Here is a 12,927-nt window from a genome sequence, read left to right as displayed (position 1 = left end):
ATTATGCAATCTAAAATTATCAAATTTGCAATTATAGCAGTTTGTATAGCTGTAGTAAGTTTTATCTTAATGCTTTTTGGGGCATTAAGATCAGGCGATGATTGTTGGTACCGTTATAATGCAGATGGGCAAGATTTAGATGTTATTCGATTAACTCAGAATGTTCGAGCTTCTGGACAATATGATAGCTTTCGCCTTGGAGGAATAGTTGATCCAAGTAAGCCATGTGGTCTTTGGGTAAAATCAGATTTTTATGTTTCAGTACCTGAAGAAAATGGGCAATTAAAACCTGTAAATATTGATTTTCTTATTGATGGAACAGTGAGCCTTTGTCAGGCATACTTACCAAAAAATGCTTTAACTTGTAAGCTGAAATATAAGGATGGTAAAGAATGTAATATTAGTGATATTAATAAATTTTTTAATGGAGAGAAGAGTGATTGTATAGAAGATTGTGAAGATAATACTGATGATAGTGGTAATCTTATTCCTATTCCTAGAATTTTAGATCCAGGCGATGGTTTACCAGTAATATTAAAGGCGAATGTTGGAGAGTGGCGTAATCTTGCTCAGGTATCTGCTGGTGATGAAATAGAAGTCAAAATTGGTAGAAATCAAAATTTTAGTCACGGAGGGGTTGAGAATACCGAAATAGGCTATGCTTATAGTAGACCAGAATTTGATTGGTTTAACGATACAAGTCTAGATTGGCAAAAGGGTACTAATGATACTTTTGGTATAATTAAAAGGACTAAGCAGGTTAGAGCTGATTGTCAAGAAGGAAAAAAGAATTATAGTCCACTATGTGGAAGGTATTCTCCATGGGGAGAAGGTGATAATTATATCAAACAGTGTGATGAATGTAAAGGATGTACTTGTGAAGATTGTGGTATGAAACCAAAATGTCTAGGATCAAAGCCGGTATGCCCAGCACCTGAGTGTGAAATGGCAGGTTCACATGGATGGCTTTCTAAGCACTTTGCAATATTTAACTCAGAACTTGGTAAAGACAAATGTTCTTATAAAGGTACTGTTAGAGATATTTTTGGAGGAAAAGATTGTCCAGAAAAATATTTGCTAGACTGCAAGCGTGGTGTTTTAGCGGATGGACTGCCTGAAGAATATCGTGATGATGGTACTAGGACGGTACCTGCAGCTTTAACTGAGCAAGATAGAAATGATATTAAGAGTTTAGGTAGAATAGCTTGCTCTAATCGACTAGATGAACAATTAGTAAAAAATAGACAAAAAGTTTATTCTTGGAGGTCTGCTACTTATGCCACTGATTTAAAGTATCGCTTTAGTAGTGTGCAGGACAAAGATTCTATATTGGGCAATAAATGTAAAAGTGATTTTCCTTCAGGTAAGGATTTAGCTACTGGTTGTTATGGAATAACTAAAGTAAATCAGGATTTAATAATATATAAAGATCAGATTTCAGAAACGTTATTTAGTGGACCAAGATACTTACAATATATGATTCGACCTGATATTAATATTGAAAGTATGAAAAATAGTGTTGGAGGATATGTATTATATTTAAAACAAAATTCATGTGTTAGAAAGTCTGGAGTCGCTTTTGATGATAGTAAATTTCCAGGCAGAGGCAAAATATTATACGCGATAGTACCTGCAGGAGTAGATGTAAATAAACTAAAATCACATGAACTTGATGTATATACTACAGGATCACTTGATGTAAAGGTTGAAGATTTAGTAGGTAAAGCTAAAATCACTTCTTCGCAGTCAGGGTACATTTGGTTTAAAATTCTAAATGATGAAAAAGATTATAAAGCTAGTGTGGGTGAATATAAAATTACTATGAGTACCATAGTACCTAGAGGAAAGTTTATAAGTAAAGTGTTAAATCCAATAATAAGGATATTTGAGAATAAAATTGCTAATGCTTCAAAGACAATGTTTAAAAATATGACTTGTTATCAACAGAATGATAAGTCTAGATGTACAAATTTCTTTAATTACATTAGAGCAATGTTAACTCTTTATATTATGGGTTGTGGATTTGCATTTATGCTAGGAGCAGTTAATTTTACTGCTAAAGAATTAGTTATTAGAATTGTTAAGGTAATAATTGTTAGTGGCCTGATAAATGAAGGGACTTTTAATTTTTTTAATGCTTATCTATATGATTTAATTATGAATTTTAGCAAACAGTTAATGGTTAATGTATCAGGGTATGAGTATGATCAAAATATAGGAGTGTTTCTATTTTTAGATGAATTGATGAGTAAAATATTTTTTAATAAAACATTTTATGTTCAGTTATTATCTCTTTTAAGCATGGGGCTAATGGGGGTAGTTTATTATATTATAATATTTGTTCCTATAATTTTGATAATTATATCTTTATTAAAGACTATTATGGTATATTTGGTATCAACTACTGCTGTTGCTTTATTGGTAGGACTGGCACCATTGTTTCTTTCTTTTATGCTTTTTAATAGAACTTGGTATTTATTTGATAATTGGGTTAGAATGCTATTTCGGTATTTAATAGAGCCAGTTATATTAATGGCAGGAATAACAATTTTAACTCAGCTTTTTATTGTTTACTTAGATTTTGTGCTTGGATATAGCGTTTGCTGGAAATGTGCTATAGTATTTAAGCTTCCAAAAATAGATGCATTAGGAGGTGTACTAGGTAGCTATGGGGGGCAAGAGTTATTTTGTATAAATTGGTTTGGTCCATGGGGGTATGATAATAGAGCTGATAATAACATAGGATTAGCAATGAATTATATTATTGCTTTAGTAATTATTGCTTACTGTATGTATAGTTACATTGACTTTTCAAGTTTAATGGTTGATATTCTTACAGCTGGAGGCGCTGGAGGGATTGCGCCTTCTGCAGGCCATGTTGCACCTCAAGTTTGGGATACTGCAGTACAATGGACTGAAAAGGCTGTTATGAAGGTGGCATCGATAGGTAAAAAAGGTAGCTTTGCGTTACGGAAAGGAATAGGTAAGGGGATATCTCATGCGAAAAGTAAGTATTCAAGTTCACAAACTGAAAAGTCTAAAGATAAAGATAATGTGGTTAATAGAAGAACCAATCTTGAAAATAAAAGCCTAAATGACAAAGGAGGCACTGCTATTAGAGGAAATAGCAGTGTTGAGAATGTAAAGCCTAACCAGAATACTTCCCTAAGAGTTAATAATCAAGAAATTGATTTGAATAGCCAAAAACCATCGCATAATGAATCTTCTGTTAGAAGGCATGATTTGAATAAGAAAAATTTTGAGAATAATGACTAAAATACTTAAAATTCTAATAACAAAAAACAAATCATTGATGACTTACATAAATATATTGATTTTGCTATCATATATGTTTGTGTCTACCAGTATTCAAGCTTCAAATGAGTTACCTCAAGCTGGAGCGCAACTACCTACCTCTAATTCTCTTCAATGGATGGATAAATATCCTAATGATAGTAATACAGGGTGTACAAGTGTATCACCTACATGGTTGAGTGTTGCAGATGTAAAATGGATAGATATACAAGCTAACTCCAATAATAATTGGATTGATTCTGGTATTATGACTAAAGCTGGCAAAAGTATTTCAGTTGAGATTCCAAAGATGAGTCAAAATTTTAGAAAGTTACAGAAAAGATATCTAGTATTACATAGAGTTGATCCGCGATTTCCTGTAATTGGGCAAACTTTTATTATTGAACTAGGTACAAACAATAAGCCTATTTCACGTCTTCATAATTTTGAGAATGGTAAACTATTGAATTACCAAAATGAGAATAGTAGTAATTTTCAAAATGGTAGTACTAATTTTACAAATGCTATAAATCTGCAGAAAAATTTTTTTAATGGCGCAGACACTAAAATTAGTGTTAAAGCTGGTGATGTTATCGATATAGCTTTAATTTCGTCTGTCGATTTTTTTAATAAGTTACAGTTAAAAGGTGGTACTGAAAAATCTGGATTTACTGGAGAGTTATATCCTAGGTGGGATGGTTATAAATATTATAAACCTTATGGCATATATACTGTATCACTAAAGTCTAATGTTGGTGTTGTTGATAATGCTTTATTGGTTACTGGTCAAACTTCTGATAAGAAGGCATTAAGTAAGTTATTAGTTGGTGTTAAGAGTATTGATAGTATAAGCAGTTTTGAAAAATGTAATTTGAATAACTTGTCTAAGTCTAAATCCTGTATAATGCAATCTGGAACAGGAATGGAAATTAAATTGGATCAAGAAGTTCTAAAGTCTAAGTTTGATAAATTTTTAGTTGGTTATAATGTAGGTAATGCGCATAGCAGCGCTTTTCTCGATAAGCCAATAGAGGGAATGTATCATATAGTAGCAAAAAGTGATGGTGACTTGAGTTTTTCTACGCCATTATTTAATAATAATGTAAAATACCGTACTAATGGACTACAAGATGTGGAATATAGCAGTATATTAAGTAGCTGTAGTACATTGAATGAATTTGAACAAAAATTTTTAAATTCTATTCTTAGTTCCAAGCAAGAAATAATTCAAGGAATAGTTGTTGATAAAACATTAGTAGGGCGGTACTTGATGTACATAACTATTGATAGACATAATATAGTTAGTGATGAATATGATGGTGATATAGAGTATATTATTTCAAATACAACTCCAACTTTATCTACTAAAGGTACTACTTTACCTAGAAATGGTATAAATATAGTTACTTCTGAATCAGCAAAGCTGTGGTTTCGTTTTGTAAAAACAAATAATGAACAATTTAATTTGAAGGTAACAGTTCCACCTGATAGTGAAGGGAAAATAAAGGTTGCTGGATTTTTTTATGATAATATTTATATACCAATCAAGCAAAAAGTTGAAAAGTTTTCTAAATTGTTTTATTTTGGCTTAGCTAAGAATGCAGCCCTAAAAAAGGTATTCAGTATTTTAGCAATTCTCTATATTACACTATATGGTATTTATTTTTTATTAGGAGTAGTAAAAGTTACTGCCTACGACTTACTTATACGATGTAGTAAAATTATAGTTATAGCAGCACTGTTTAACGAAAATAGCCAATATATTTTTTATGATACTCTATTTCCAATGTTTGATGGTGGTATAAATAGTTTAATTAGCTATGCTGTTAAAACTACTGCCAGTGATGTTAACAATCCGTTTAAGTTCTTGGATTTAGTTGTTAGCAGATATATTGATGTTAACTTTCTAAAGATAATATTAATTGAAATAGTTAACATACATAATGGTTTGACGATATTAGGAATATTAACTTTATGGTCAATTATGAGGTTTATAATCATTATGGTTAAAGTGTGTATGGAACTTCTGATGTCTATGATTGCCATTGCAATATTAGTTGGGTTAGCACCGATGTTTATAGTTTTTATATTATTTGATAGGATAGCAGAGATTTTTAAAAGATGGCTTAGTGCTCTTTTATTAAATACATTAATGCCAGTAATAATGATTATCTTTATATTAATTATTAATGAATTGATGTTAGTTGCAGTGGAAGCTGCTTTTCCTGAAATTAGAATTTGTTGGGGCACATTGTTTGATATAGAATTAAATCTTGACTTATCTGCAATTGGATTACCAACAGCATTTAGTATTCCACTGATGGCTGTACCTTTCTATAAAGTTGTTTTCATGGGTGGAAATTTATTTAATGCTATGGATTTAGGTAACAGTTTTGCAGGTTCGTTAGCAGGAGTTTTTTTACTGTATAACTTAGTTTTACTAGCTGGAACACTAGTTGGTTCTCAAGTATTTACTAAGGGAATAAATAGAAAGGGAATGAGCTATGTGAAAAGTATCATGATGCAACTTTTAAGTTAGTGACATGATATTCAGTATTTTAGGAGAATAAGATTTATGAACAAGAAGGTTCTAATTTTATCTATGCTTGTAACTTTAGCTCATTATTATGATTATCATTTATTTGGCTTATTAGCTTCTCAAATTTCTGAGTGTTTTATTACTAAAAGTGATAGTATTACACAATTAAGAAATACTTATCTTATTATGGGAATAGCTATTTTTGGTAAAGCAATTGGAGCTATTATTTTGGGGAGAATAGGTGATCTTTATGGTCGAAATGCTACTTTTAGTATAAGCTTAATAGGGACAGCTAGTGGGTCGTTATTAATTGCTATTTTACCATGTTATAATACTATCGGTGTGTTATCAGTTTTTGGCTTATTATTAGCTAGAATTTCTATATGTATGTTTACTTCACCAGGAACTGATGGAGTAAGATTATATGTATATGAAACTATAGGTGATAAATATAAATGCTTGGGTGGGGGCATAGTTAATGCTTCTACGACCTGTGGATCATTTATTGCCTCTATATCAGCATTGGTTTTTACTTTAGATATCATGCCTAAATATAGCTGGCGTTTTGCTTTTGTACTGGGAGGAGTATTTGGAATATGTGTGGTAATTATACGCAAGATATTTATGCAATCTATTCAAAATGATCAAGTAAAAAATCCTCAGTATCATGAATATAAAGACTGTTCAATTTTGCAGATTATACATAAGAATTTAAATGTATTTATTTTAGCTGTATTAATAGCTGGTACTATTGGTAGCACTAATCAATTTTGTACGATATTTTTTGGTACATATATTTTTAAAATATTGCAATATTTAGATGAAGCTACAGCGAAATATTATGTCACACTTGGAATTGCAATACAGATGTTATTTGCAATTATAGGAGGATATACTGCTGATATTATAGGTAAAAAATTAGTTTCTTCTGTTGCTTTTTGTTGCTTAGGAATAGCTACCATTATTATGGCTTATATGATAAATTTAGGCAACTTTGTTCCAGTATTATACCTGACTATGTGTATGCTTGTGCCGTTTTTAACTATGCCAGCTTTAGTTTTTCTTAAGGAAAGTATTCCTCAGACTATAAGATATAGATTATTTAGTGCTGCACATGCTTGTGGGTCAAGCTTAATTTCTGGTCCAACAACGTTTGTTGCGACTAGCTTATATCAGATAGGTAGTGCATGGTGGCCAATGATGTATTTTTTAGTAATAATCGTTATTATGATTACAGTAATTTATTTGCTTGATTATTGTAGCAAAAATCAGCAAAATCTAAGTTTCTAATCTAAATATGTGATGTGGTAAAGTTGTATGGGTGTAATAAAATATTTGTCTGATACTACTATAAACCGTATAGCTGCTGGAGAGGTAGTAGAGCGTCCTGCTTCTGTTGTTAAAGAACTAGTTGAGAATTCAATTGACTCAGGAGCAATGAAAGTTGATATTACACTAGAAAAATCTGGCAAGAATTTAATTATAGTTTCAGATAATGGCTGTGGTATGTCTGCAGAAGACTTAGAAACTGCAATTGAACGTCATACTACTTCGAAGTTAAATGAAAATGATATTATGAATATTAATACTTTTGGATTTCGAGGTGAAGCTTTGCCTTCAATTGCTTCTGTGAGTAGAATGCGCATTGTAACTAAATCTAAACTTCATGATCAAGCTTATGAAATTAATGTTCATGGTGGAGTTAAAACTAAAATAAATTCATTACCTCAATTGCAGCTAACAGGAACTAAAATAGAAGTAAGAGACCTTTTTTTTGCTACTCCAGCTAGATTAAAATTTTTACGCTCTGATCGTACTGAATATATAGTGTGTTATGATGTAGTAAAAAGATTAGCAATTTCTTATCCTCATATTGCATTTTCATTAGTACATGATGATAAGACTATTTTAAAACTTAAAGCAAGTTCTCAATTATCTTTTGATGATGCTAGAAAATCTAGAATATCTGAAATATTATCAAAAAATTTTATTGATAATGCAATATCAATAGGCATAGAAAGAGATGAATTATCTATTACTGGCTTTGTTAGTGTTCCAACATATAATAAGGCTTCAGCTGAAGATCAATTATTATTTGTTAATAATCGTCCAGTAAAAGATAAGCTGTTAATGACAGCAATCAGATTAGCATATCAAGGAGTATTAGCTCGTGAAAGATATCCAGTAGTTGTAATTTTTATTAGCGTTGCTCCTCATTTTGTTGATGTTAATGTTCATCCTACTAAAAGTGAAGTGAGGTTTCATGACTCTAGTTTAGTTAGAGGCATTATAATTAGTGCTATTAAACAAGCATTATTGAATACATCTCAGTTGGTTTCATCGATAGCTGCAAGTGATGCAAATAAATATATGAAACCTCAATATGATACTGATATATCTGAAAAACTAGAATTAAGTAAAGATATAAAAAATATTCAGCAGTTTCCATTACAAGAACTAGTAAATAATTTTAGCAAGGATTTTAATGTAAATTTGAAATCTGAATTTCAAGATATTCAAACAAACAATTTAGTCAGTGATAACGAGCAGCATAAAATAGAGTCAACAACAGAGAATATAAAATCTTTTTCTGCATTTAATCAATTAGGTGGTAATACAGAGTCAAATCAGCATATGAGTATTTTGGATGATGATAAGACTAAAGATGATATAATTGCTCGTAACATAGCTACTAATGGGAAAGTGGATGTTAATAAGCAAGAAAGTGTACAGAAATTAAATGATGGCTTCTGTAATAATTTTGGAGATAGTTATCAACTACCTTTAGGATTAGCTTGTGCTCAATTTCATGGTAATTATATTCTTGCTCAAACTGTAGATAGCTTAATAATTGTAGATCAGCATGCAGCTCATGAAAGGATAACTTATGAGAATTTACGTTCTCAATTTCAGGCAGGGCAAATTATCAGACAGCGATTGTTGATGCCGCAAGTTGTTATTTTGCCTGATATTGTTAGAGTAGAAAAATTATGTGATAAAATGCAAGAAATTCTAGCATTAGGTATGGGGTTTGAACGTTGTGGTGATGTACAAGTAAAAGTTTTTGAAATGCCAGCAATATTGCAATCTGTTGATATTGAAGCAGTTGTGAATGATGTTGCTGATTATTTGCTTACTACTGATGATCATATATTATTAGCTGATATGGTGGAAAAAATATTACAATCTTATTCATGTTATCATTCTATAAGATCAGGTAGAATATTAACTATTGCAGAGATGAATAGTTTATTACGTCAAATTGAAACAACTCCATTTTCTGGACAATGTAATCATGGTCGCCCAACTTATGTTAGATTTGAGCTAAAAGATATAGAGAAGCTATTTGGCAGGAGATGATTTTTTTCAGTCTACTACTTTATTTTCCTTATATCAAACGCATAGTAGAAAGCAGTACATATAATCTGTTCTTTTCTTGCCAATTCGAAGTTAAATCAGTATAGGTATTGCAATAATGTCATAATCTTGCATAATAAATATCTATTAGCATCCTTTTTTGATAATTTAAATTTAGAAAAAATGACTGTAATTACTAGATTTGCTCCTTCTCCCACAGGAAAATTACATATTGGCAATGTTAGAGTTGCTTTAGTAAATTGGTTGTATGCCCAAAAGTATAATGGAAATTTTATTCTGCGTATTGATGATACAGATCGTGACCGTAGTAAAGTAGAATACCATGAAGCTATTATTAAAGATTTGCAGTGGTTAGGAATAAATTGGAATAGCAGCTTTTTACAGTCTACTAGATTCAATAAATATGCAGCAGTTAAGCAATATTTAATTAGTAGTGGTAGATTATATGAATGTTATGAAACGCCTGAAATGCTAGAAATAGAGCGAAAGAGACAGCTTACATCTGGTTATCCGCCAATCTATAGCAGAAAAGCTCTTGAACTAACAACAGCCCAGAAGGCACAATTGCAAGCTGAAGGATATAAAGTTCATTATCGATTTTTAATTGATCGTAATAAACCAATAATTTGGAATGATTTAATTAAGGGAGAAATCAAATATGATGGTTCAAATATTAGTGATCCGATAGTTATAAAAGAAGATGGTACCATGATCTATATGTTATGTTCTGTTATTGATGATATAGAATATCACATTAGTCATATCATACGTGGTGAAGATCATATTACTAATACAGCTATTCAAATTCAGATGTTTGAAGCCTTAGGTGCTGCAATACCTCAATTAGGACATCTAAGTTTAATTAAGTCAGATAGTGGTAAAATTTCTAAAAGAATAGGGGGCTTTACAATTGATTACCTCAGAGATCAATTAGGTATTGAACCAATGGCTGTTAATAATTTATTAGCATTGTCTGGTACATCAAATAACGTTGATACATATTTCAGTTTAGAATCACTTATCACTAAGTTTGATCTTAGTGCATTTTCAAAAAGTACAATTATTTATAATGAAAATGAGCTTGTTACGCTAAATCATAAGCTTCTTGTAAACACTGAGTATGATACCATTAAACATAGGTTAACTGCAATTGGATTACCTGATGTTACTAAAGAATTTTGGTTAGCGGTACGCCATAATCTGAATACATTAAATGATATCAAGATTTGGTGGCAAATATGCTATTTACCTACTTTAGATAAATTTCAGGAGCAGGATGCAGAGTTTTTAAAGCTTGCTGCTGAATTGTTGCCTTCAGGAAAGTTAACTGATAATAGTTGGGATAATTGGGTTCAAAATATTATTAAAGCAACTAATAGACGTGGTAAAGCATTATTTATGCCTTTAAGATTAGCTCTAACTGGTATAACATATGGCCCTGAATTAAAATATTTATTACCTTTAATTGGAGGAGAGGAAGTTAGAGCAAGACTTCTAAGATATCAATAAACAAGAAAGTTTAACAATTCAGGTATTCATATAATCAAGGACGATAAATATTAGAGTATAGTATATGAACTTATATATTTATAACACACTTTCTAGGAAAAAAGAAAGATTTGTTCCGTTAAACTGCAAATCAGTAAAAATGTATGTATGTGGTCCTACAGTATATGATGTACCTCATATTGGCAATGCTCGTTCTGTTGTTATATATGATCTTTTATATCGAGTGCTAAGTTTGATTTATGGTAGACAAAATATAACTTATGTAAGAAATATTACGGATATTGATGATAAAATTATAAATCGAGCTAAAGAACTTAAGATTAGCATATTCAAATTAACACATGAAACTACAATTAAGTTTCACGAGGATATGTCATATCTAGGGTGCGGCAATCCTACCATTGAACCAAAAGCGACAGATAATATTGATGTCATGATTAATATTATTACATCGTTAATTCAAACTGGTAATGCTTATAGTACTGATGATGGGCATGTATATTTTGCTGTTAAAACTTTTCAGGATTACAATCTACTATCACGCCGCACATTTGATTCAATGATATTAAATAGTAGTGAAAGTTCTGAACCAAAAAAGTCTTATTTGGCTGATTTTGTTTTGTGGAAACCAGCTAATGCAGATAATGAAGATATAGATGCAGTTTTTGATAGCCCATGGGGGAAGGGGCGTCCTGGTTGGCATATTGAGTGTTCTGCTATGAGTTATAAATTTTTAGGAGAGAATTTTGATATACATGGTGGAGGGGCTGATTTAATATTTCCGCATCATACTAATGAAATTGCTCAGAGTAGATGTGCTTTTCCTGAATCTCGTCATGCTTCATATTGGGTACATAACGGATTTTTAACTGTAAAAGGTGAAAAGATGAGTAAATCTTTGAATAATTTTGTTACCGTAAGAGACTTACAAAAACAAAATATTAACGGGGCAGCAGTAAGATTGATGTTTCTTAGTACACATTACCGAAAACCATTAGATTTTAATGATAAATCTTTAAATGATGCTAAAAACATTATTAATTATTTATATGATACTATTGATTCTGTAAACGGAACAGCGCAGCAACAAGATAACATCAAAGCCGAATTTAAAGGTAATGCCTTTACTGTGGAGTTTATTAGTGCTCTGTTAGATGATTTAAATAGTCCTAAAGCAATTGCATGTTTATTGAATATTGCAAAACAAATCAGAAGTCAAAATCACAGTGAAGATAAGTTAGCTTTAACTCAGGCATTATTGTATGCAAGCAATTTATTAGGAATACTACACAATTATCAATTTATCAAAGACAGAAATGATGTAAAAGATAATAGCAATGTAATACCTCATGAGATTGATTTATTAATTGCTAAGCGTATACAAGCTAAACAAGATAAGGATTGGAACTTAGCTGATCAGATTCGTTCTCAACTACTAAGCAATGGAATTAGTTTAACTGATAAAGCAGATGGCACCACTAGTTGGAAGGTAATAAAATAGCTTTAATAGACTTCTTTCGAAACTAGTTAAGGTAGTTCAAAATTGTAAATGCCAGAGATCAAATTAAATCTAAGACCTAATCTTTTACGTCTATTTCGATATTTGACAGCAATAATTTTGAACTACCTTAGCTAGTTTCGAAAGAGGTCTAATGTAAAATTAAACATACGCCGCAAATGGCATATATAGTTATTTACAATGAGGTTTGAGCATAAAAAAAGCGACAATAGCATCATAAGATTTACTAACAGGATATTTTATACGCAAACTTCATTTGTAAATGACTATAAACGTTAGATTATGATAAGATAGGAAGGAAAAGACCAGGATATAAGATTGGAATTAAGTTTTGAGGTAGAATAACTAGCAAGAGAAGCAATTTATGAACCAAGAAATTAATAGGAGAACGATGTCTAGTATGCTCTAAATGCATATGTTTTTTTAGTATATTAAAGACAGATTCAATTAAGGAAGGTTTATTTAATAAACGTTTATCATCTATGTCCAATAAATATGTTTTCGTATATTTACTAAGATTAGTAAATATACGTAGACCATTCTTAATTTTTAACGCTGTATCTGAAGTCATTATATTTAAAATTGAAAGTGTATTCATATCATGTTTAATTTTTAATTGCCTTAGCCTGCATATTCTACTGATTTAAACTTAGAACATATACAGAGCAATTTTTTTTACACAAAAAAT

General features: G+C 30.8%; 6 protein-coding genes and 2 pseudogenes. 6 read left to right on the top strand and 2 right to left on the bottom strand.

What is annotated here, in order from left to right; all coding sequences use genetic code 11:
• Positions 1 to 3: 3 nt before the first annotated feature.
• The 6 genes from DK405_RS05705 to cysS all read left to right on the top strand — a co-directional run bounded on the left by DK405_RS05705 (position 4) and on the right by cysS (position 12,221).
• A complete protein-coding gene (locus DK405_RS05705; RefSeq protein ID WP_045912268.1) occupies positions 4 to 3,276 on the top strand; it encodes a TrbL/VirB6 family protein in 3,273 nt (1,090 codons plus the stop codon).
• 73 nt (positions 3,277 to 3,349) lie between these two features.
• Positions 3,350 to 5,833 (top strand): TrbL/VirB6 family protein, encoded by a 2,484-nt coding sequence (locus tag DK405_RS05700; RefSeq protein WP_231967924.1) that lies wholly within the window; start codon positions 3,350 to 3,352, stop codon positions 5,831 to 5,833.
• A gap of 36 nt (positions 5,834 to 5,869) precedes the next feature.
• A complete protein-coding gene (locus DK405_RS05695) occupies positions 5,870 to 7,123 on the top strand; it encodes an MFS transporter (RefSeq protein ID WP_045912266.1) in 1,254 nt (417 codons plus the stop codon).
• Positions 7,124 to 7,150: 27 nt separating this feature from the next.
• The gene (gene mutL, locus DK405_RS05690; protein ID WP_045912265.1) at positions 7,151 to 9,193 is read left to right on the top strand and encodes a DNA mismatch repair endonuclease MutL; all 2,043 of its coding nucleotides are present in this window, start codon (positions 7,151 to 7,153) and stop codon (positions 9,191 to 9,193) included.
• 180 nt (positions 9,194 to 9,373) lie between these two features.
• Positions 9,374 to 10,720: a glutamate--tRNA ligase gene (gene gltX / locus DK405_RS05685; RefSeq protein WP_045912278.1), complete on the top strand. Its 1,347-nt coding sequence runs from the start codon at positions 9,374 to 9,376 to the stop codon at positions 10,718 to 10,720.
• A gap of 64 nt (positions 10,721 to 10,784) precedes the next feature.
• Complete coding sequence (gene cysS, locus DK405_RS05680) at positions 10,785 to 12,221, top strand: cysteine--tRNA ligase (protein ID WP_045912264.1); 1,437 nt, start codon at positions 10,785 to 10,787, stop codon at positions 12,219 to 12,221.
• Between the two features lie 26 nt (positions 12,222 to 12,247).
• Here the strand turns inward: cysS and DK405_RS05675 are convergent.
• Both DK405_RS05675 and DK405_RS05670 read right to left on the bottom strand, forming a co-directional pair.
• A pseudogene (locus tag DK405_RS05675) lies at positions 12,248 to 12,343 on the bottom strand (IS5/IS1182 family transposase); the annotation flags it as partial.
• A 171-nt stretch (positions 12,344 to 12,514) separates the two neighbouring features.
• Positions 12,515 to 12,786 (bottom strand): annotated as a pseudogene (locus DK405_RS05670) (transposase); the annotation flags it as partial.
• Between the last annotated feature and the right edge of the window lie 141 nt (positions 12,787 to 12,927).

This window comes from Orientia tsutsugamushi (genome assembly GCF_900327275.1).
Classification (GTDB): domain Bacteria; phylum Pseudomonadota; class Alphaproteobacteria; order Rickettsiales; family Rickettsiaceae; genus Orientia; species Orientia tsutsugamushi.
The sequence above is the reverse complement of the archived record's forward strand: the minus strand, read 5'-3'. Positions and strand labels throughout refer to the sequence as shown.

Excerpts from the sequence above, each read along its gene's own strand:
- DK405_RS05705 (WP_045912268.1), top strand. The coding sequence starts at position 4 with ATGCAATCTAAAATTATCAAATTTGCAATTATAGCAGTTTGTATAGCT.
- DK405_RS05700 (WP_231967924.1), top strand. The coding sequence starts at position 3,350 with ATGTTTGTGTCTACCAGTATTCAAGCTTCAAATGAGTTACCTCAAGCT.
- DK405_RS05695 (WP_045912266.1), top strand. The coding sequence starts at position 5,870 with ATGAACAAGAAGGTTCTAATTTTATCTATGCTTGTAACTTTAGCTCAT.
- mutL (WP_045912265.1), top strand. The coding sequence starts at position 7,151 with ATGGGTGTAATAAAATATTTGTCTGATACTACTATAAACCGTATAGCT.
- gltX (WP_045912278.1), top strand. The coding sequence starts at position 9,374 with ATGACTGTAATTACTAGATTTGCTCCTTCTCCCACAGGAAAATTACAT.
- cysS (WP_045912264.1), top strand. The coding sequence starts at position 10,785 with ATGAACTTATATATTTATAACACACTTTCTAGGAAAAAAGAAAGATTT.